22 protein-coding genes and 1 tRNA gene are annotated in these 20,580 nt (G+C 57.0%); 12 read left to right on the top strand and 11 right to left on the bottom strand.

What is annotated here, in order from left to right:
- Positions 1 to 403: 403 nt before the first annotated feature.
- Complete coding sequence (locus ABDK74_RS11745; protein WP_346003936.1) at positions 404 to 1,069, bottom strand: recombinase family protein; 666 nt, start codon at positions 1,067 to 1,069, stop codon at positions 404 to 406.
- Positions 1,070 to 1,170: 101 nt separating this feature from the next.
- Here ABDK74_RS11745 and ABDK74_RS11740 point away from each other — a divergent pair, with 101 nt between their 5' ends.
- From ABDK74_RS11740 to ABDK74_RS11720, 5 genes are all read left to right on the top strand, one after another.
- On the top strand, positions 1,171 to 1,383 hold the full coding sequence (locus ABDK74_RS11740; protein WP_346003935.1) for a hypothetical protein: 213 nt from the start codon (positions 1,171 to 1,173) through the stop codon (positions 1,381 to 1,383).
- A 701-nt stretch (positions 1,384 to 2,084) separates the two neighbouring features.
- Complete coding sequence (locus tag ABDK74_RS11735; protein ID WP_346003934.1) at positions 2,085 to 2,675, top strand: HNH endonuclease; 591 nt, start codon at positions 2,085 to 2,087, stop codon at positions 2,673 to 2,675.
- Positions 2,676 to 3,002: 327 nt separating this feature from the next.
- Positions 3,003 to 3,587: a hypothetical protein gene (locus tag ABDK74_RS11730; protein WP_346003933.1), complete on the top strand. Its 585-nt coding sequence runs from the start codon at positions 3,003 to 3,005 to the stop codon at positions 3,585 to 3,587.
- Positions 3,588 to 3,630: 43 nt separating this feature from the next.
- Positions 3,631 to 4,394 (top strand): IS5 family transposase gene (locus tag ABDK74_RS11725; RefSeq protein ID WP_346002506.1). Its coding sequence is split into 2 segments (ribosomal slippage): positions 3,631 to 3,964 and positions 3,964 to 4,394, totalling 765 coding nucleotides; the frame shifts between segments, so codons are not numbered across the junction.
- Positions 4,395 to 4,484: 90 nt separating this feature from the next.
- Positions 4,485 to 5,234: a hypothetical protein gene (locus ABDK74_RS11720; RefSeq protein WP_346003932.1), complete on the top strand. Its 750-nt coding sequence runs from the start codon at positions 4,485 to 4,487 to the stop codon at positions 5,232 to 5,234.
- Positions 5,235 to 5,239: 5 nt separating this feature from the next.
- Here the strand turns inward: ABDK74_RS11720 and ABDK74_RS11715 are convergent, their stop codons facing one another.
- On the bottom strand, positions 5,240 to 6,856 hold the full coding sequence (locus tag ABDK74_RS11715) for a hypothetical protein (protein WP_346003931.1): 1,617 nt from the start codon (positions 6,854 to 6,856) through the stop codon (positions 5,240 to 5,242).
- 93 nt (positions 6,857 to 6,949) lie between these two features.
- Positions 6,950 to 7,035 (bottom strand) — tRNA-Tyr (locus ABDK74_RS11710).
- Positions 7,036 to 7,103: 68 nt separating this feature from the next.
- On the opposite strand from ABDK74_RS11710, the gene rlmB reads away from it, so the two are divergent.
- Positions 7,104 to 7,952 carry a 23S rRNA (guanosine(2251)-2'-O)-methyltransferase RlmB gene (rlmB, locus tag ABDK74_RS11705; protein WP_346003930.1) on the top strand — a complete coding sequence of 283 codons (849 nt, stop codon included), beginning with the start codon at positions 7,104 to 7,106 and terminating at the stop codon, positions 7,950 to 7,952.
- A 45-nt stretch (positions 7,953 to 7,997) separates the two neighbouring features.
- Here rlmB and ABDK74_RS11700 read toward each other — a convergent pair whose 3' ends face one another.
- Entirely contained in the window at positions 7,998 to 9,083 is a 1,086-nt protein-coding gene (locus tag ABDK74_RS11700) for an alkene reductase (RefSeq protein WP_346003929.1), read from the bottom strand.
- Between the two features lie 97 nt (positions 9,084 to 9,180).
- Here ABDK74_RS11700 and ABDK74_RS11695 point away from each other — a divergent pair, with 97 nt between their 5' ends.
- Entirely contained in the window at positions 9,181 to 9,480 is a 300-nt protein-coding gene (locus tag ABDK74_RS11695) for a helix-turn-helix domain-containing protein (RefSeq protein ID WP_346003928.1), read from the top strand.
- A 7-nt stretch (positions 9,481 to 9,487) separates the two neighbouring features.
- Here the strand turns inward: ABDK74_RS11695 and ABDK74_RS11690 are convergent, their stop codons facing one another.
- Both ABDK74_RS11690 and ABDK74_RS11685 read right to left on the bottom strand, forming a co-directional pair.
- Positions 9,488 to 9,964, bottom strand: coding sequence for a TspO/MBR family protein (locus ABDK74_RS11690; RefSeq protein ID WP_346003927.1), 477 nt, complete (start codon positions 9,962 to 9,964; stop codon positions 9,488 to 9,490).
- Between the two features lie 64 nt (positions 9,965 to 10,028).
- Positions 10,029 to 10,403 carry a hypothetical protein gene (locus ABDK74_RS11685; protein WP_346003926.1) on the bottom strand — a complete coding sequence of 125 codons (375 nt, stop codon included), beginning with the start codon at positions 10,401 to 10,403 and terminating at the stop codon, positions 10,029 to 10,031.
- Here ABDK74_RS11685 and ABDK74_RS11680 point away from each other — a divergent pair.
- Together ABDK74_RS11680 and rpoH are read left to right on the top strand one after the other, a co-directional pair.
- The gene (locus ABDK74_RS11680; RefSeq protein WP_346003925.1) at positions 10,402 to 11,370 is read left to right on the top strand and encodes an RluA family pseudouridine synthase; all 969 of its coding nucleotides are present in this window, start codon (positions 10,402 to 10,404) and stop codon (positions 11,368 to 11,370) included. The two genes, ABDK74_RS11685 and ABDK74_RS11680, sit on opposite strands and share 2 nt — an antisense overlap.
- 244 nt (positions 11,371 to 11,614) lie before the next feature.
- Entirely contained in the window at positions 11,615 to 12,508 is an 894-nt protein-coding gene (gene rpoH, locus ABDK74_RS11675; protein ID WP_346003924.1) for an RNA polymerase sigma factor RpoH, read from the top strand.
- Between the two features lie 327 nt (positions 12,509 to 12,835).
- Here rpoH and ABDK74_RS11670 read toward each other — a convergent pair whose 3' ends face one another.
- Both ABDK74_RS11670 and gap read right to left on the bottom strand, forming a co-directional pair.
- Positions 12,836 to 14,050: a phosphoglycerate kinase gene (locus tag ABDK74_RS11670; RefSeq protein ID WP_346003923.1), complete on the bottom strand. Its 1,215-nt coding sequence runs from the start codon at positions 14,048 to 14,050 to the stop codon at positions 12,836 to 12,838.
- 3 nt (positions 14,051 to 14,053) lie between these two features.
- Positions 14,054 to 15,076, bottom strand: a complete 1,023-nt coding sequence (gene gap / locus ABDK74_RS11665) for a type I glyceraldehyde-3-phosphate dehydrogenase (RefSeq protein WP_346003922.1) — start codon at positions 15,074 to 15,076, stop codon at positions 14,054 to 14,056.
- 106 nt (positions 15,077 to 15,182) lie between these two features.
- Between gap and ABDK74_RS11660 the strand changes: the two genes are divergently transcribed.
- Positions 15,183 to 15,716 carry a hypothetical protein gene (locus ABDK74_RS11660; protein WP_228121212.1) on the top strand — a complete coding sequence of 178 codons (534 nt, stop codon included), beginning with the start codon at positions 15,183 to 15,185 and terminating at the stop codon, positions 15,714 to 15,716.
- 287 nt (positions 15,717 to 16,003) lie between these two features.
- Here ABDK74_RS11660 and ABDK74_RS11655 read toward each other — a convergent pair whose 3' ends face one another.
- Positions 16,004 to 17,038, bottom strand: coding sequence for an exodeoxyribonuclease VII large subunit (locus ABDK74_RS11655; RefSeq protein ID WP_346003921.1), 1,035 nt, complete (start codon positions 17,036 to 17,038; stop codon positions 16,004 to 16,006).
- Positions 17,039 to 17,131: 93 nt separating this feature from the next.
- Here ABDK74_RS11655 and ABDK74_RS11650 point away from each other — a divergent pair, with 93 nt between their 5' ends.
- A complete protein-coding gene (locus ABDK74_RS11650) occupies positions 17,132 to 17,530 on the top strand; it encodes a DUF4186 domain-containing protein (RefSeq protein ID WP_346003920.1) in 399 nt (132 codons plus the stop codon).
- Between the two features lie 140 nt (positions 17,531 to 17,670).
- Complete coding sequence (locus ABDK74_RS11645; protein WP_346003919.1) at positions 17,671 to 18,774, top strand: linear amide C-N hydrolase; 1,104 nt, start codon at positions 17,671 to 17,673, stop codon at positions 18,772 to 18,774.
- 4 nt (positions 18,775 to 18,778) lie between these two features.
- On the opposite strand, the gene ABDK74_RS11640 is transcribed toward ABDK74_RS11645, so the two are convergent.
- Together ABDK74_RS11640 and ABDK74_RS11635 are read right to left on the bottom strand one after the other, a co-directional pair.
- Positions 18,779 to 20,077, bottom strand: a complete 1,299-nt coding sequence (locus tag ABDK74_RS11640) for an amino acid permease (protein WP_346003918.1) — start codon at positions 20,075 to 20,077, stop codon at positions 18,779 to 18,781.
- 38 nt (positions 20,078 to 20,115) lie between these two features.
- Positions 20,116 to 20,577 (bottom strand): Lrp/AsnC family transcriptional regulator, encoded by a 462-nt coding sequence (locus ABDK74_RS11635; protein WP_346003917.1) that lies wholly within the window; start codon positions 20,575 to 20,577, stop codon positions 20,116 to 20,118.
- Between the last annotated feature and the right edge of the window lie 3 nt (positions 20,578 to 20,580).

Raw genomic sequence — 20,580 nt, 5'->3', positions numbered from 1 at the left:
TACTATACAAGTGCTTCACCCGATCTAAACGGTGAGCGGTCCATTATGATAGAAGCCGCTCACCGAGTTGTATTTTACGCTTTACGCCATAGGTCCGGCTTACGCTTGTCGTCCAAATGACGCGAACGCGCTACATGCGGATCGTAGCCATGACTCCTAGCCCAATTTATTCCTTCAAGTTGTGTTTTTGAACTATGAAGAACGCTACTGGCATGGTCCTCAACGACCCAATGCGAAATCGGATCACCTTCTCGACCTCTAGGACGCGCTTCAACAAATACTATTTTTGACATTTTGATTCTCCTTCCATCACTCGATATTTGCTCCAAGAACGGAATATTCAACATGCTATTTTCATAAAAATTATATTGACTCGAAAAATCCTCAGATTCTTGGCAAGATACTAAAAGAATAAAACCCGAGACACAGCAGCAGCGGTCCACGTTCCACCTTTAGAAGTCCTGATGCCTTGCTCCGTCATATGCTCTGCAATTTGACGAAGACTCATCCCCTCCTCCCGCAGCCCAGCGACCATCGGGCCAACGCTCATCCTAAACGCCTCAGCGGCCCTCTGACGGGCTTCTATGGACAGCCTGAAGTCCACCTTCCGAGCGCCGGGCCGATAGCCGCCCAACTTCTGGCCACGCGCCTTTGCTTCAGCAAGCGCCGCCTTGGTCCGTGCTGAAATCGCCTCACGTTCCTGCTGGGCCACAAGGGCCATGATACCAACTGTCAGGCGGTTCGCATTGGGCATGTCAGCCGCGATGAAGTCGATCCCAGCCTTTTCCAGCCCCAGCAGGAAATAGGCGTCACGGCTCAGGCGGTCGAGCTTCGCAATCAACAGAACAGCACCCGTCAGGCGGCAACGCTCCATCGCCTCAGCGAGCTTGGGCCGCTCATTGTTCTTCCCGCTCTCAATCTCCGTGAAAGCCGCAAGCTCACGTCCGCCTGTCTGGGCCACATGAAGCGCAACTGCTCTCTGTTGGGCTTCGATACCAAGCCCTGAAGCGCCTTGGCGGGCTGTAGAAACGCGAAAGTAGCTGACGAAGAGCGGGGCGGTGGTGGTCATGTCGTCCTGTGTTCGCTGAATGTCATCGTTCGTTGACATTGGTGATACAGGCCCGGCGACAGCCTGACTCGTGCCGTTTCGGAATCCCGACGATTCCTAAAATGCATAGCTGCACTGGCGCAGTCACCGCCATGAACCACACGACCGGAAAACCCGGAACGGATAACGAAGGCTCTCGCACCCCGGCGGGGCGTCAGGCCATCTTGCAGGCTGAAGTCGCCAAGCTGCCTAAAGGGCAAAGGGCTGATGCGGCTGTGGCCCTCTCGCGCCTCGTTCCGTTCGGCTACAAAGGAAAGACCACGACAGGTGGATGAACTCCAAAAACTGACAGAAATCCTCACTTTTCTCGAAAAAGTGGGAGATAACCTACATCATAGAGAAACGCCCCACAGAGAAGTGGCGGATGAACTCCTGAGAACAATCTCGTGGGGCCAGCTTTCGCGACGATGTTTCCCGGAGTCCCGCCGGTCCCGGAAGGCCAGAAGGCCTCGCTGAAACCCGGATTCAAAAATCGACCCTAAAGCCCCGTTCATTGTTCTTGTTCAACGCGCCTCGAAGCAAACATTTCCCGCCAGAAGCCCCCCGTGGCCTTTTAGCACCTTGCACGCCTAACACCCTGCTAGGCATCCTTTGGGTCCCATCCCGCCGGTCCCATCGCGGCCCAAACAGGCGCATAGAAAACCCTTATATTTCAATGGGTTTGAGTTAAGTACCATCATAGAGAAGCGCCCCTCAGAGTAGGATATGGAGGCTCAGGGTTTTTCACGCCCGGATGTGGGCATCCCACGTCAAAAACTTAATGAGAATAGATCGCAATTAAGGCCCTTAGCAGAGAACCGAGGAGGCCGCAGGCTGCCTAACGGGAGTCTCAGGCCGCCCTCGGCTCCTTGGTGCGGGTCATGTCATCCACACTTCCGAACCACACCCAGCAAGTCTGGCCTTCTTCTCAATAGCTAGAAGGCAAAACAGAGCCGCCATGGCAATTCCCAACAATATGATACCATGAAAGTTTGAGTTGAAACCTGAACTTGAATTCACCAATACGTCCATTCAAGGACATAACGCCAATAAAGCGTCCCCGCAGAAGACACGATCCTCTGCTCCAATGTTTGACAGACTTATGAGCAGCCTCAACAAGGACGGCCCAATACATACCACCCAGCCTGATAAAGGTCAGTGCTGGATCAGTTCATATCGCAAAGTAGGAAATGGCTACCCTCAACTGCATGGCCCAAAAACTAATGGCACCAGCGGGCAGCAATATACACATCGGGTGATGTGGGAACACCTCAATGGGCCTGTCCCGCCGGGCTTCGTCGTCATGCACACCTGCGATAACCGGGCCTGCTGCAATCCCGATCACCTAGAACTAGGTACTCAGGCCGATAACGTCCGCGACATGATGAAGAAAGGCAGAGCCCGCCATGGGAAGAGAATGTCTTTGTCAGAGATCGGCCATATCAAAGCGCTAAAGGCCATAGGAACCCCTGTCGCGCAGATCGCCCAACAGATGGGCAGAGGCCTCAACACGATACGCAATGCCATCCGGCAAGCGTCTAATCCCGATCAACCCGATCTATTCGGCACAGCCTCGGCAAGCATTTAAGCCTCTCGCCTCATGAGTTCCACCTTCGACTTTCGATCAGGGATTTGATCCGGGAAGGGCGTAGTATAGGCCCCCAAAGCCAATATTCCGCCCTCTTATTTCAGCATCTAATCCCAATTTCAAAACATCGACTGAGAATAACCAACCATCATCATTTCATACAAACCTCTATTCCAGTGGATATGGTGAAGGAGGTAATAGGGGTAAAGATGATATTGGTAGTTATGCTTCTTAGTGGGGGTAGTGAGGGTTGAGCCTCTTGGGAACCCATAAGGAGGATAAGATGAAAGGTTTGGGACATTGACCGACTTGCCAACACAGAATGTCATGACTAAAGAACGTCCCCAGCTTTCAGTTCCATCTCATAACCACGATGCCGAAGAACTCCGCTCTGCAAGCTCACTCTCTCTGGGCCGCATTCCAGATACGGACGCTGCACACGAACTGACGGCCCGGATCAGCGACGACCTACGGCCCCATCTTGGTGACAGGGCTAAAGCAGCCTTGGGCGGGCGCGACAAGGGCCGAGAAAGACGCGTACGGGAAACGGGCATCATCCTCGCCGGACTGCTCCGACACGGCCTGAGCGGCGACTGGAGCGCTGTACATGAAAGCCCCAGTACATGGTTCTGGAAGGCCTCACGCAAGCTTCCTGTGAAGCACACTGCATTCTGGTCCAAGGTCAAGGCGATGCAATCTCTTGGGCTGCTCGAAGATGTACCCGGCCTAAAATTCAAAAATGTCTGGGGAGATTATCAGGGCCACGCGGCCCGCTTGCGTCCATCCAGAACCTTGATCGACATGGCCCGGCGTTACGGCTGCACGCCCTCAACGGCGGCTGACGACTGGAAGCTGATTGCACCTGCTACCGTCGAACCTCTAGGCTCAGGACCTATTAAAATATTGAACTGAGCGAGACGTTGTGATTCACAGGCTTACCGATGGAGGTAAGGCTGTGAGTGACGTATTTTTGCTGTCTGAACGCCAGATGGAGCGGATTGAGCCGTTTTTTCCTCTGCCGCATGGAGTGCCCCGTGTGGATGACCGGCGTGTTTTGAGCGGAATCGTTTACGTGATCCGCAACGGGCTTCAGTGGAAAGACGCTCCGAAAGCGTATGGCCCGCACAAGACTTTATACAATCGTTTTATTCGCTGGAGCCGCCTGGGTGTCTTCGACCGGATCTTTGTCGCCCTGACAGAACAGGCTGGCCGTTCAAAGCGCCTGATGATCGATGCAACACACCTCAAGGCACACAGAACGGCGGCGTCTCTACTCAAAAAGGGGCTTTTCCCCGCCATATCGGACGGACAAAAGGCGGCCTGAACTCAAAACTCCATGCCGTGTGCGATAGTCAGGGCAGGCCTGTTCGCCTCTATCTGACAGCAGGACAAGTCAGTGACTTCAAAGGCGCAGACGTGCTGCTGGCAGATCTCCCCGAAGAGACAGAAGAAGTCATCGGGGACAGAGGCTATGACAGCAACCGGATCAGGTTATCGCTTGCAGAACGCAATATCACTGCCTGTATTCCCCCGAAAAAGAACCGGAAATCAAAGCTGCCTTACGACTGGCATCTGTATAAAAAGCGCCACCTCATCGAAAACATGTTCGCGAAACTCAAAGACTGGCGACGTATTGCGACCAGATACGACCGATGCGCTCATATCTTCATGTCCGCAATCCATATCGCAGCAACCTTCATCTTCTATCTTAAAGAATGAGTCCTGAGCCTAGCACCTAATGAGCTTCTGGCCTTTACGGCAATTCCTACGAAGGTGAGGGGAAGGATCAACGAGGGCAGCAGACGACCGATGAAGGTCCCTCCCGGATGTGACGATCTTCAGGCGTTTATGCGGCTTCTTACAGAATGCATTGCAGAGACCGAATTTACAGGATGCGCGACCCCCGTTCTTCAAGCCCGCTTTATCGGCATGAGGGAGCTTGGGGGGCGTATCTATGCCAGTGGGGCGGATAACTACCAGAACGGCATAGGCAAGACAGAGCGCAGCCACATTACGATGAACGGTGAGGCTGTAGCAGAGCTTGATCTCTCTGCATCCTACCTATCCATTGCTCTGGCTCTTCTTGGCTCTCCAGCGCCTGAAGGTGATCCCTATACCCTTTCGGGGCTTGAAGGGACCCACCGGGACGCCATCAAGCACTGGTTCGTCCTGTTTTGGCAGACGGGCAAGGCTCCTCAGAAATGGCCGCAGAAGACCCCTTCAGCAATTCGGGAGAGTATTAAGCCTCAGGCGATCACAGGCCCAGCGTTTGCGCGTTACCCAGAACTGAAAGACGTGGAGAACATCCTTCCCGAGACATTGCGGGCAAGCATTCCCAAACCGATGCTGAACTGGGCGGTAGGGCAGTATCTTACGGGGGTGGAAGCCTCCATCATGCGCGAAGCTATGCGCCGCTTTATCGAAGGGGGAGGCATAGCTCTGCCGATGCATGACGGTCTGATCGTGCCTCAATCATGGAGCAGAGGGGCATACAGCGTAGTCATCGATACCTGCATCAGCCTTCTGGGACGTGAGATACGAGTTGAGGTAAAGGAATAATGACATCAAATCCAAGGATATGGTGGTCGATTGTTCTGGGTAGCCTCCAACGCCTTCAGAACCTCTGAGGGCAAGCCTTTCTCAACCATCCCCATGATAGCCGCAGAATATGCATCACCGCCAAAGTCCTTGGTCGCATAGGTGCTTCCAGCAAGGCTTTGCGGCTTATGTCCTACAAGGTGGTCACGGATCAGTTCAGAACAGGCTGAGACACCCTTGCGCTGGGCGTTCTCCATATTGGTGATGAAGCAGCGCCGAAAGCTATGATAGTCAACCTGTCCTTCTGATGCATCCCCCAGAACATGCCGCCGAAAATCTGTGAACCGCTTGGAGAAAGTCCAAGAACGCTTTTGGTCTGGGCCGCCCGGTGGACATTCCGGGAAAAGAGAGGCGTCTCCAGACTGATCCTTCAGTGCATCCGAACGCTCTTTAATGATCCTGTAGGCTAATGGATGAAGTGGAATACGCCTACGTGAGTTACGGGTCTTGGCCACTTCGGACGTAACTACGATCATGGGCAGAGCACCTTCCGTCTCAGGGGGCTGGATGCGATCCCGCGTCAGAGAGGCCAGTTCATTTTGTCTTGCCCCTGTGAGGAGACCAAGCCGGATAAGATCAAAGAGCGCTGAACCAAAACCGTAATCCCCTCGCTTGCCTGTCTCAGGGTCGGCTTGAAGAAGAGCCACCAGTTCGCTTTCAATGTATTCCCGCTTCTGACCATGCGTTTCCTCAACGCCTGCCCGACGTTTGAGGCCCGTGGTCGCTCCCAGCCATGGATTGGTCTCGCTATAGCCCTTGCGCTCCAGCCAGTCCCAGAAGGTCTTGAGTGGGCTGATGCGACTCTGAATAGTTTTTGCAGATAGACCCTTTCGTTGGGCCAGCCATTCGGGAAACTCGCCTATGCGTCTCTTGGTGACACTCTCCACACTTGTTGCGGCAATCAGGGTTTCCGGGTCTTGGCTGGAGTAGGCATCCTCATCCTGAAAAGCCAGAAACTCCCCCAACAGCCGAAAGGACAGCCTGTGCCCTCGGGCCGTCTGCTGCCTGATCGTGCTTTCCACATCTCGCATCCAGCGATCGAAGAGGGGCCCAATGGGCGTGACCTTGCCCAATGCAACTTCACGGAAGCGAGTCACATAACCTGAAGAATTCTTTCCGGCCTTCTCAAGCTGTTCGGCCCGCTCCTCCAGCAGATAATCCATGCCCTCAATCAGGCGGCGTCTGGGGTCGCTAGGGCCCATCTGCCTGTCACCACCGTCCGTCCTGTCTGAAGTAGCCGCTATCTCCCGCCGGGCCTCCAATGCCTCAGTGAGCAAGCGGTCCTCATTCATCCAATCAGGCCGCCAATGGCCGTGGATGGGCAGGAAGCCAGCCGCTACCAGTCTGGTATCCAAGTCCTCTCGCATCGCTGCAAGGGCCTTGTCGCGCCTTCTGATGGCTTCTTGTTTTTCACGGGTTCCGAGAGAGCGGACCACTTCCTGCTTGATGCCTGTCTTGGTTCCAAACGCCTTTCCGGCATCGGCCCAGCGATCACGCGGGATAGACAAACGGGCAGAGTATGCTTGGCCACCCGTCCGCCTCAAGCCGTACATATCATCATCCTGTAGAGCCTTCTTGATCATGGAAGGACTACCGACGAGGTGCTACCAGCATGGTAGTGGACTACTACCGGCATGTGGTCATAACTAGTTGATTTCATTGGGAAAAAGAGGACCTGGTGGAGAGAGTTGGATTCGAACCAACGTAGGCGTACGCCAGCGGATTTACAGTCCGCCCCCTTTAGCCACTCGGGCACCTCTCCGGGTCGGCGGTTCAGATATGGCGGATTGACGGCTATGTCAATCGCCTGTTGTCGATTATATGCTTTTTATGGCCAGAAGATCTCCCTCCCGTTCCGCTCCCGACCGTTCCACGGATCGGTCCTCCCCTCCCTCCGCGCCCGCTGACCAGCTCTCCCGCTCCTCCGGTGAGCGCTCTGGCGGGCGTAGTGGCCGTTCCGGTCGCGGGCATGCCAGCAACTCCGGTTCCGGCTACTGGATTTATGGGCACCATGCGGTGCAGGCAGCGCTCGCCAATCCAGAGCGTGTGATTCATGATTTTCTGGCGACGCGCGAAGCTGCGGCCTCTTTCGAAGGCGCATCACACAAGCCGCAGATCGTGGACCGTGAGCGCCTCGATAAACTCTGTGAGCGTGACGCCGTGCACCAGGGTGTTTGTCTGCGGGTTGAGCCGCTGGAAACGCTCGCCATCCTCGATATCGTTGAACGCACCGGCCCGGTTCTGGTGCTGGATCAGGTAACGGACCCGCGCAATATCGGCGCCATTCTCAGATCGGCTGCGGCGTTCGGAGCGGCAGCGCTTCTGGTGCAGGATCGCAATGCCCCGCAGGAAAGCGGTGCCATGGCGAAGGCGGCATCAGGCGCGCTCGACGTCGTTCCCATCCTGCGTGAAGTCAACCTTTCCCGGGCCCTTCAAGCGCTTCAGGCGGAAAATTTCTGGGTTGTCGGTCTGGATGCCGGTGGCACACGGCTGGATGGAAAAGGGTTTGTCGGGCGTCGTGTGGCGCTGGTTCTGGGAGCCGAAGGTGCCGGACTGCGCCGTCTGACACGTGAGACCTGTGACGAGATCGCCAGCGTTTACATGCCCGGCGACATGGAGAGCCTGAACGTCTCCAATGCTGCGGCGGTCGCGCTGTACGAACTCGTCCGGCCCGTCTGACTGAAGACCCGGGAGCGAGCAATGGCTCCCGGACTGCCTCAAAGCTCAGTTAGGGCCTGAAGTGGCGGACGGATAATCGATATATCCTTCTGGCCCCTGACTGTACCATGTTTTCATATTGTCAGGCTCAAGGGCGATGCCGCGCTCGAAACGCTCCGGTAGGTCGGGGTTCGAGATGAACTTCCGGCCAAAGGCAATCGCATCGGCGTGCCCTTCTGTCAGTGCTTCCTGAGCCAGCTCGAACGTATAGTCCTGATTGAGAACCAGCGGCCGGGTAAAGACCTTGCGGATCTGCGGGGACAGTTTGGGCTGTTCTGTCTTTCCGAAAGTCCCGTCCGGCCCTGGTTCGCGCAGTTCGAGCCAGGCCACACCCAGATCCTGAAGCATTTTGGCGGCCGGCACGAAAACCGTTTCCGGCGCGCTGTCGATGCAACCCTGCGTATCACCATTCGGAGACAAACGAACGGCTGTGCGTTCCGCGCCAATCGCGCCAATCACGCGCTCTGTCACTTCACGCAGGAAACGGATACGGTTTTCCGGAGAACCACCATATTCATCAGTGCGAAGGTTCGTCCCATCTCGCAGGAATTCGTCGATGAGGTACCCATTGGCTGCATGGATCTGCACCCCGTCGAAACCCGCACGGATGGCGTTGCGCGCCGCGTTCGCGTAATCGTTCAGAATACGGCTGATATCGGCGGCATCAATTGCGCGCGCCTGTTCGTAAGGCTTTTTGCCTTCATAGGTATGAACTTCATTCGGAGCAGTCGTCGCAGAAGACGAAACAGGCTGCGTGCCCGTGACGGAAGAATGGACCATCCGTCCCATGTGCCAGAGCTGGCAGACGATCTTGCCGCCCTTGGCATGAACCGCAGCCACAATCGGCTTCCAGGCTTCCACCTGCTCATCCGACCAGATCCCGGGAGCAAACGGCCAGCCCAAACCTTCTCGGGAAATGCCTGTGGCTTCACTAATGATCAGCCCGGCGCTGCTGCGTTGGGCATAGTATTCCGCCATGATCGGAGTCGGAACAGCGTTCCTGTCGGCGCGCGCGCGCGTCAGGGGGGACATCAGAATCCGGTTCTTCGCGTGAATGGGACCGAAATCAATCGAATCGAACAGCGTTGGCATCCTGCTTCTCCTTCAATGGACTGATCACCATATTGTTCGATAAAATTCGAACAAAGCAAGTGTTGCGATAAAACTTCAGGAAAGGGATAAGACCTCTATGGCTGCCTATGACCATCCTGACTCCGCGACATTCGAACTCATTCCGGTGCTGCGCGCACTGGCTGATCCTGCGCGTCTGGAGATCGTGCGGCATCTGGGCCGTGTTGGGGAAGCCAACTGCGCCACGCTGATTGGAACACGGCCTAAATCCAGCATGTCGCATCATTTTCAGGTCCTGCGTGAGAGCGGCGTTTTGCGGACACGGATCGAAGGCGTCCAGCACCGCAATTCCTTGCGGTTGGCGGAGCTTGACGCACGGTTTCCCGGGCTTATGGCAGCCATTCTGAACGTCTCCTGAAATATTTTCAGTTCGTACGCCAGATCTCTTCATGAATGCAGGTCGCGAAGATCAGCCATGCAAAAAACGGCACCTGCATCGAGGCAGCTTTGCAGTCCACTTTGTGCGCCGCGCAGATCGAAGCACCTGACGTCATGATCAGGCCGACGCAGATGGCCAGACCCGTTCCAAGCTGACGTTTGCGGAACACGAAGAACGGAAAGCCTGCCACACCTGCGACGCACACGGCCCAGAGAATCAGCGCTACCGTCCGGCAACAGGATTTCTCGGCACGCAGAAGCCGATATCCCGACCACGCCAGAAGACCGTCCAGAATCGTCCAGACCACGCCGTAAACCGGGCCGGGCGGATTGAAATGCGGCTTGTTCAGCCGATCGTACCATCGGCGCGTGGACGGATCGTCCGCCGGGCTGATTTCGCGCGAGGCGTACTGCACTCCAAAAACCGTACCGACGGCCAAGGCCGCATCAATCAGACGTCCCATTATCCGAGATCCTTCATAAATCCTGCCGCCTTAACGCGGAAACACGACGGCAGGTTCAGACCGGTCAGAGCGAAGACGGTGCGGGGGTTCCGAAATCCAGTTCGGCGGCGATTTTTCCAGCCTCGGGGTTCCACAACAGCACACGATCACTTCCGGCGCCGCTCAGTGTCACCGCCATCAGACCGTCAGGACGCGCCGTAACGGCCGCAATGCGCTCGCCCGCACCGAGCGGAAGCGCCAGACGGGAAAAGCCTCCTTCAGCCAACGGCACAGTTGCCGTGATGCTCGGACGCGGATGCAGGAAGCGGTAGGCAATCACGCCAATCAATCCGAAAACGGCCGCGATAATCAGCACGCCCATCAAAATTACAGCGGCCAGAAGCGCTTTTGGTGTCTGCGACTCGCTGTTCGCCATTTCCTCGGCTACACCCTGTGTCATGTCTGATCCTGCTTCCCCATTCCGTCTTGTTGTCGATGCGTCCACGGCTGGCCAGAGAGCCGACCGCGCGCTGGCGGACGCCATCGGCACGGTTTCACGCTCCCGGGTCAAGGCCCTGATTGAAAGTGACAATCTTTCCATTAATGGAAAGACGATCTGCGAACCGGCGGAAACGCTGCGTGACGGCATGGAACTGCTGTTGACATTCCCGGCCCCGACCCCGGCTCGTCCCATCGCCGAGCACATCCCGCTCAACATCCTGTACGAGGACGATGACCTGATCGTGCTCGACAAACAGGCGGGGCTCGTCACGCATCCTGCTCCCGGAAACGAGACGGGCACGCTGGTCAACGCCCTGCTTGGCCACTGTGGAGAAGGTTTCGAAGGAATCGGAGGGGAGAAGCGCCCCGGTATCGTCCATCGTCTGGACAAGGACACGTCCGGCCTGATGGTCGTAGCCAAGACGGCCATGGTTCATAATGCCCTGTCCGAGGCCTTCGCCGCCCGTGACATCGACCGCGCCTATCTGGCACTTTCCTGGGGGCTTCTGCCGCTTGAAGGCGAATTCGACGGGAATATCGGCCGGGACAAACGGGATCGCAAACGCATGGCGGTCGTGGGCAGTGGCGGCAAGGTGGCTCTCACACGGTTCAAACTGATCGAACCCTATCAAGCTGCCGTCTCCCTGATTGAATGTCGTCTTGCCACTGGACGCACCCATCAGATCCGTGTTCACCTTTCGAATGCAGGCCACCCCCTGCTCGGCGACCCGGTCTATCTGCGCCGGATTCCCGCAGGGGCGCGCGGTCTGTCGCAGGATGCGAAGGAAGCGGCACTCGATTTTCCCCGTCAGGCGCTCCATGCGACCCGACTCGGATTCATCCATCCGCGGACGAAAAAGCAGCTTTCGTTCGAAACTGCGCCCCCTGAAGACTTCCAGACCTTGAAAAAGAGACTGATCGGCTAAACCTTAAAAGGCCATTGACTTTTTTGGCTAAGCCTGTCACAAACAACTTATCCGACGAGCTGACGCGCCGCCGGAACGGATCGTACCACCAGAGGTCGCCCAGTTCGGGGGCTGACGGTCGGGGACGTGAAAGTCCTTCCCAATGCGTCACCTGGGTCAGACGGAACTATCCCGTCGCCGGTCCGTATGAGTCTCCATCTCATCCGGATGCGGGTTAAGCCCCGGGCGAAAGGAGTCGAAGACCATGGCATCCCCAGCCGTCATTTCAGTGGGTCCAGAGAACAATCTCACCCGCTATCTTCAGGAAATCCGCAAGTTCCCTCTGCTGACGCCGCAGGAAGAACTCGATCTCTCCCGCCAGTGGCGCAAAAATGAGGACACGAGCGCGGCACACCGCCTTGTCACGTCCCATCTGCGCCTCGTAGCCAAAATTGCCATGGGCTATCGTGGCTATGGCCTTCCGGTGAACGAACTCATCAGCGAGGGCAATATCGGCATGATGCAGGCTGTGCGCCGGTTTGATCCGGAACGTGGCTTCCGCCTTGCCACTTATGCCATGTGGTGGATCCGCGCCGCTATGCAGGAATACATTCTGCATAGCTGGTCTCTGGTGAAAATCGGCACGACCGCTTCACAGAAGAAGCTGTTCTTCAATCTGCGTCGTCTGAAAGGACAGATGCAGGCGATCGATGACGGCGATCTGAAGCCGGAGCAGGTTAACTCCATCGCGACCACTCTGGGTGTGCCGGAACAGGACGTCATGTCCATGAACCAGCGTCTGGCCGCACCGGACCACAGTCTGAACGCACCGCTGCGCATTGATGGCGAAGGCGAATGGCAGGACTGGCTCGTGGACGATCACGAGAATCAGGAACAGACCTACGCCGCATCTGAAGAGTTCACTGGTCGTAAGGCGCTTCTGGATCAGGCCATGATGACTCTGAACGAGCGTGAGCGTCATATCCTGAGCGAACGTCGTCTGAAGGAAGAACCTTCCACCTTGGAAGAGCTGTCCCATCACTACAACGTCTCACGCGAGCGTATCCGTCAGATCGAAGCCCGTGCCATGGAAAAGCTCCAGAAAGCCATGGCTGCGGAAGTGGAACTGCGCCGCCGCGAAAACGGACTCCAGGCCTGAAGGCACACACCACAAAAAAAGCCCGTCGGGATATCCTGAGGGGCTTTTTTTGTGAAAGACTGATTAATCCATGCCTGTCCGACACCAGTCCAAAATTTCAGAAATAGGGCGTCTGGTCAGGCTTTGACGGAGACAGAAGCATCCCCGCTGGACGCCCGCTGCGGATGGATTCTCCCATAGACGGCGGTGCGGGCGCTGTCGGGGGCTGATCGTAAGCCTGACAGCCTGCAAGAGCGCATAAGAGAAGACAGACTGACAGCGCTCTTTTCGGCATCGCCTTTATTTCCATAAAAAAAGCCGGGAAGGTTACCCTCCCCGGCTTTTTGTTCAGGTGAGCCCCAGATCGTGGCCCGCAGAGCGCAGAACTTCGATCCCCGGCAGGATTTTGCCTTCCAGCCACTCAAGAAAAGCCCCGCCAGCCGTGGAGACATAGGTCATCTTGTCCACGACACCGGCATGACGCAGAGCCGAGACCGTATCACCGCCACCGGCGATCGTCTTGAGCTTGCCCTCTTCCGTAAGCTGCGCGGCATACTGTGCAACATCGACGGTTGCCTTATCGAAAGGCGCGATCTCGAATGCACCGAGCGGACCATTCCAGACCAGCGTCTTGAGCGTGTCCAGACGTTCGCGGATCAGCGCGACCGTACGTGGACCGGCATCAAGGATCATCGCATCGTCCGGAACTTCACCGATAAGGCAGATCTCGGTCGGGACATTGGCCTTGAACTCGCGCGCCACAACTGCATCGACGGGCAGGATGATCTCGCAACCCTTTTCCTGCGCGAGATGCGCGATTTTACGCGCCGTCTCGTGCATGTCGGCTTCCTGCAGGGACTTGCCCACATTCATGCCTTCAGCCGCAAGGAACGTGTTGGCCATCGCGCCCGTGATGAACAACGTGTCCACCTTCTCGATGACGTTCCCGATCAACTCAAGCTTCGTCGAAATCTTGGAGCCACCGATGATCGCACCGACGGGCCGCTCCGGATTTTCCAGAGCGGCCGACAGCGCGCCCAGTTCAGCCTGCATCAGGCGACCGGCAAAAGACGGCAGGTCGTGAGCCACACCTTCGGTCGAGGCATGGGCGCGGTGTGCGGCAGAGAACGCATCGTTGACGAAAATGTCCCCGTTCTGTGCCAGAGCCTTGGCGAATGCCGGGTCATTGGCTTCTTCACCCGCATGAAAGCGTGTGTTTTCGAGAACGATGATATCTCCGTCTGCCATCGTGCCGACCGCGGCTTCCACGGTCGGACCGACGCATTCAGCCACAAAGCCGACCGGCTGGCCGAGGATCTGACCGAGTTTCAGCGCGATCGGCCGCAGCGACAGAGCCGGGACGACCTGCCCTTTCGGACGGTCGAAATGGCTGAACACCACGACGCGCGCGCCTTTGTCGGCCAGTTCGCGGATCGTGGGCGCAACCCGTTGCAGGCGGGTGTCATCGGTGATGACGCCGTCATGCATCGGAACGTTGAGGTCGGCGCGGACCAGCACGCGCTTGCCGCGTGCGTCCACACCATCAAGGGTGCGGAAGGCCATCACTCAAAGGCTCCCGAACAGGGCGGCCGTGTCAGCCATACGGTTGGAGAAGCCCCACTCGTTGTCGTACCAGGAGCAAACACGCACCATCTTGCCGCCATCGACAAGGACCGTCTGCGTCGCGTCGAAGATCGAGGACGCCTTGTCATGGTTGAAGTCGGAGCTGACGAGCGGTGCCGTGTTGTATTCGAGGATACCCTTCAGGGAGCCTTCGAGCGAAGCGGCACGAATGGCTTCGTTGACGGCCTCGGCAGAAGCCGGAGCGCGTGTCGGGACGAAATCCAACGAGACAACCGAGACATTCGGCGTCGGAACGCGAATGGAGGTTCCGTCCAGCTTGCCCTTCAGGTGCGGCAGAACCAGACCGACAGCCTTGGCAGCACCCGTAGAGGTCGGGATCATGTTCAGGGCGGCGGCACGGGCGCGGCGCGGGTCCTTGTGCAGGGTGTCCACCGTGCGCTGGTCGCCCGTGTAGGAATGGATCGTGACCATGTAACCACATTCGATCCCAAAGGCCTTGTCCAGAACGGAGGCCACGGGCGCGAGGCAGTTCGTGGTGCAGGACGCATTGGAGATGATCTTCATGTCCGGTGTCAGGACGTCGTTGTTCACACCAAACACGATCGTCGCATCGACGTCCGTAGCCGGAGCGGAAATGACGACGCGTTTTGCACCGGCTTCAAGCAGGGCAGCAGCCTTTTCGCGGGACGTGAACAGACCCGTACATTCCATCGCCACATCGACGCCCTGGAACGGGACCTGTGCCGGATTACGCTCGGCAGACACCGTGATCGGGCCATAGGTGCGACCATTTGCTTCGATGATCAGGCTGTTGCCTTCGGCGCGGACCGTGCCCGGAAGACGGCCGTGCGTGCTGTCATAGGCCAGCAGATGTGCATTGGCCTCAACAGACCCCAGATCGTTGATGGCGACCACTTCGACATCCGTGCGCCCGCTCTCGATGATGCCACGCAGCACCAGCCGTCCGATCCGTCCGAAGCCGTTGATCGCGATTTTTACAGCCATGACCTGCCCTACTCCGCTCTTTGAAAACTCGGACATATTCCATAGCACCGCCACAGCAGAGCGACAGGGGGCATCAACAGTTTTTCATGAAGTTGACTCTATAATCTTGCTCAAACCCTCCGTTCCTGCGACGGTTCCGCGCGATATGGCACCATTCGTCCGACATTTCCGTTCGCAGCGGGGTTTTGTTCCGCATTCTGCACTCCTGATGGGAGGGCTGCTTCTGGCTGCGCCTTTGCTGTCGGGGTGCAAACTGCTGGATCAGCGTACATTCAATCCGAACGCGGGCAGACCTCCTCACCCTTATATCCCGCCTGCACCACCAGCGCCCCCGCCGCATGCTCCATTCCTGTCGATTTCAGAAGGAACGCCGGAATCCGAATACGGCCCCATCGTCGAACGTGCTGCGAAAGCCGCCCTGTCCCGCAAGGCGAACGTCCTGTTTGTCGTGCAAGCTTTCGCCCCGTCCCAGCCGACGCCGGACGCACAGGCACAGGCTCTGACGGACGTGACCGACCATCTGGCGGCCGGTGTAGCAGCGCATATCGAAAAGGCAGGAGCTCAGTCCATCCAGATCGAAATGCACGCCATGACTGACCCTTCGGCCACAAAACCCTTCGTCCGCGTGGACGTGCGCTGAGGATAGCGAGAGAAAGAACACGCCACGAGTTAGTGCCTTAAAAACCTGACTGAAATAGCGATGCATTTTCGACAGTATCGTTATTTCAAATGGCATAATTCGTGGCGGCCGGAATTTTTCTCAAAAGCCGTCATCGCATTGTCCAACACTGCTTTCACTTTTGCTGAAACAGTCTTTATTACAGAAATTCCCGCTCCACGAGCAAATCATTTCGACATGTATTTTACGTATGCGTATGTCGGCAATGTATTTTGCCGTTAAAACAAAATCTACGACAGCCTGACAGATCAGAGTAGCCGGGTCAGTAGCAGACCCAGCGCCAAGCCAATCGCAAGCAATATCAGCCCACTACGCAGGCGCGCTGCGATGGGTGCCCGTTCCGGCACGACATTCAGCGCCACGCTGTCCCGAAGTGCGGCCATTTCTTCCTGCTGCGCACGGGCTTCTTCCTGTTCCTGCCAGATCCGGCCGCTCATACGCCGGATATAGTGTCCGGCATCGGCGGGCGTGGTGGCTGCATGGTCCACGACACGTTCAGCCAGAGTGCGATTGGCTGTATGCCCCAGCCCCAGAACCCGATGCGCCGGACAGACGGCCAGCGCTTCCATCACTTGCGGGTTTTCAAACACGACGAAATCCGAAGCATCCCCGCCCCCGCGGATCAGAACAACGATCTCTTCACGACAGGTGCCGATCGCTTCCGCCAGACGGCCGGGATCGTTCATGGCTGTGGGCAGACTTCTCACACGCTCCGGGCGCCACGCTCCGCCCAGCGCCTGAAGAAAATCCTCGGCCACCAGTGCACTGGATGCTGCCGAGTGGATCAGCAGCAGTCGCGCCTCAGGGCGGGTTGGATAAGAGTGAGAGGCGCAGGGCAGTCCGCGCAGAACATCGAGTATGGATCGCTCAACACGCTCGACCTTCTGGCGGGCTGGGTCGTGAAGTTCAACGGCCACGACCTCGAAACGCAGGACGACCTGCCCCCGATATTGCCGCGCCCGCAGCATACCGGTCACATGGACATGATCGCCGGGACCGACACCGGCCCGTACCAAAACGGATTTCTGCACTTCCAGCGACAGGGTGGTCCCGAACTGCGGGTCGGTGAGCGGAAGCTGGTAATATTTCGGGTAGGAATTGGGCGCAGCATCGCCAAGCTGTCCCGCCACGATCAGCGGAAAGCCCCACTCGTCGAAAGCCGCACAGATTTCCTCCAGCCGCGCGGAGAACAGGTCTTGCACCTGTAGCGGAGAGAGAACCGTCAGTGTTGTGGTGTCTCCTGCCCCGGACGATGAGCGGGAGCGTCTCGGAAAAGCGTCCATCCGTCACCATATGGAGAAAGAACAAATGTTCTTACAGGGGGCTAGCGCCCTCTCACGCGATTTTTTGCCTGTTTTTCAGAAGGTTGTGGATCAGTGAGCCGTTTTGACCCCGAAGATCTCTTCAAACGCCTCGCCCAATCCCGTTTCCGCTCACGCTTTCATCTGGACGATCAGGCCCGACTCTATCTGGAAAGCCGGGGCCTTGATGTTGTCATGGGTCATGGAGCGGCCTTCATCGCCGAGCGCCTCGCCCCAGCACACCCACCACGCGACGGGAAGCAGACCCCCATGCGCGGTCATCCGGTGTTTATCGCCCAGCATGCGACGGGGGCCTGTTGCCGCAGTTGTCTGTCGAAATGGCACGGCATGGGGCCGGGCAAACCCCTGACGCCCGAGCAGCAGGAACAGATCCTGCTCGTGCTCCGACGTTGGATCGAGCGGGATTTTGGAGCGAGCATCCCCGGAAGCCCGGCACAGAGAGCATTATTCTAGAAGTCCCATCCCATGGCTCATAGTGTGACTTTACTCCAAGTTAAGAAACTTCCTGATAAATATATCGTCTTTAATGAAGATAAAAAATTCTGAATTATCCACGCAAAAAATTGTCAAATACGATTTTTAGGACTAACCCAATGAAAATAACGCCTCTTTCCAGTATGATGCTGTCCTCTGTCCTTTTATTCCCTACCATCGGGCAGGCCTGCTCAAGTCTGGCGATTACGGATAACAAAGGCCATGTTTTTCATGGACGCACATTGGAGCTTCCTGAAGATCTGCCGTCATGGGTGACTTTTTATCCCGCACAGACGGCGTTCCAAAAAAAAGCGCCGAACGGCACTGCCGGAGCGCATTACAAGTCTTTCTATCCCATTCTGGCGATTACCACGCCCGTCTATGATGACGGTGACGACCACAACATGCTTGAGGGTATGAATGGGGCGGGCCTATCTTTCAGCGCCAATATGGTGCCGGACGCCACCCTCAATCCACTGGCGGAGTCAGGCTACCGGGAATCCATTCCTGTAACATCGCTCGGGGAATGGGCATTGGCCAATTTCGCCACCGTGGATGAGGTCCGGAAAGCCGTTGACAATGGGCATTTCTGGTCTCCCGTTCTAGCCAGACTGGGCGGTGTGAAATCGCCTTTTCATTTTGCGTTTTACGATAAAAACGGCGGAAGCATCGTCGTCGAAACGCTTAATGGAAAATTCCATGTCTATGACAATCCAACAAAGATCATGACAAACGGGCCGGATTTTCCGTGGCATCTCCAGAACCTGAATAATTATACGCAGCTGACCAATCAGGACAGATCTGCGGCTACTCTGGGAAGCATGAAAGTCGTCCAGCCGGATAGCGGGATTGCGGCCTCTGATCTGCCATCGTCAGACACCTCTGTCGGGCGTTTCATTCGTGGCGTTTACTACACCAGCTATGCACCCGTGGCCCAGTCATCAGGAGATGCGATCAACATTCTGGCGCATATCATGAACCGGTTTGATCGCATGAAAAACATTACCACCGATACGCTTGGCGGCGAAACACAGAAGGAATCCGGAAAAACGGTTTCTGAATACACCGTCTGGACAGCACTCTCCGACCTAAGCGACGGGGTGATGTTCGTTCGGGGCTACAAGGATATCAGTTACCGGAAATTTTCACTCCAGACGTTTCACGACACACCGAAACCGGTCTTTGAAAAAATCAACGACCGGGATCTGGGAGTGCCTTACTAAATCATCAGTCGGGCTGACGACGCGGAACAAAGCGTTCTGCGGCGAAGATCAGCAGGAGGGCGCCGGCCCCGAGAATGATCTGTGAGCGCGTTTCGGGCTGGATCAGCATGGCGATCAGGGTGCAGGCAATCAGCACCAGAGCCGCGTAGGCCTTCCAGGCAGACTCCCGCACCAGTTTCAGACGGCCGGCCACGATCATGGTATTGTTAAACACCATGAAGCCGCCCGTCAGACTGACGAGCAGTCCAAAGATCAGCGTCGGCGACAGCACGGCCACGGCTGCGACGAGAATGGAGGCCAGCGCACTTACCAGAATGGCCCGGCGGGGAAGTTTCGAAGAGGTATCGACCGTCAGGAACAGCCCTGGTGCAGACCCGGATTCCGCCAGTTCATACAGAATGCGCGACGTCACATAGATCCCGGAATTGAGGCTGGACAGCGCCGCCGTCATCACCACGATCGCAAGAGCCACGTCCGCGAACGGCACATGCAGACGGTGCAGCACCAGCAGGAACGGCGAATAGCCCGGCACGACATCGCTCCACGGCACCAGACAAAGGACCAGCGCGATCGAGACGATATAGAACCCGCCGATCCGCAGCGCGATGGAGCGCGTGGCGCGGACGATATTCTGCTCCGTATTGTCAGATTCAACGGCTGCGACGGTGGAAATCTCACTGCCGCCCATGGAGAACAGGATGGTCGGAATGACTGCCAGCAGTGCCAGCCAGCCATGCGGCAGCAGACCACCATGTGCAAACAGGTTTTCATGCACCGGAACAGGGCGGCTCAGCAGCGCCCAGACGCCGATCCCGATGAAGCAGACAATCGCCAGAACCTTGATGGCCGAAAACCAGTATTCGAATTCTCCGTACCCTTTGACGGACATGAGGTTCACGCCTGTCATCAGGGCCATGATGAGCACCTCAATGACGGCATAAGGCAGCGGAATATAGGGAGCGAGCATTGTCGCGACCGCAATGACTTCCACGGCAATCGCAATAATCCATGTCAGCCAGTACGCCCAGCCTGCGACAAAGGCTGCCCGCTCTCCTAGCGCATACTGGATTTGTCCCAGAAATGAGGCCCGTCCCGGCACTTTCAGCGCCAGATCGCGCATCATCAGATTGACCAGAAAGACCAGCGTTCCGGCCAGCGCATAAGAGAGCAGAACGGCAGGGCCACCCAGCGAGAGCGCTGCGGACGCCCCAATAAAATATCCGGCCCCGATCACACCACCAAGGGCGATCATGACGACATGGCGCGTACGCAGACTGTGGGCGAGCTGGTCGGGCTGACTCATGGACAAAAAGACTTCCTGCTGTGGACGGGAGAGACGTTTCAGACCGGAAGATCCCTGTTGTCCGCCAGGGTTTCCATGGTCATGTATGACGTGATGGCATCGAGTTCCACCTTGCTGATGATCTGCTGATACACACGATCGAAATCGTTCATGTCACAGGCCACCACCTTCAGAAGATAATCGTATTCGCCCGCGATCCGATAAAAATCAACTATGTTCGGGATCGAACCGACAACCTTACGGAATGTCTCAAACCATTCGCGCGAATGGTGGCGCGTCCGCATCAGCACGAACACCGTCAATGTCAGGCCCAACGCGGCTGCATTCAGACGGACCGTATCGTGAGTGATCACGCCATCCTCGCGCAGGGCATTCAGGCGCCGCCAGCAGGCATTCTGCGATAACCCAACCTTCTCGGCGAGTTCACGCTGCGAGGGCGTACCCTGTTTCTGGAGGATTCTCAGGATCGCCCTGTCCGTTTGATCGAGTTTTCTGGCCATATC

It is taken from the genome of Gluconobacter sp. OJB (assembly GCF_039638275.1).
In the GTDB taxonomy this organism is placed as follows: Bacteria; Pseudomonadota; Alphaproteobacteria; order Acetobacterales; family Acetobacteraceae; genus Gluconobacter; species Gluconobacter cerevisiae.
This window is presented reverse-complemented; position numbering and strand designations above follow the sequence as displayed.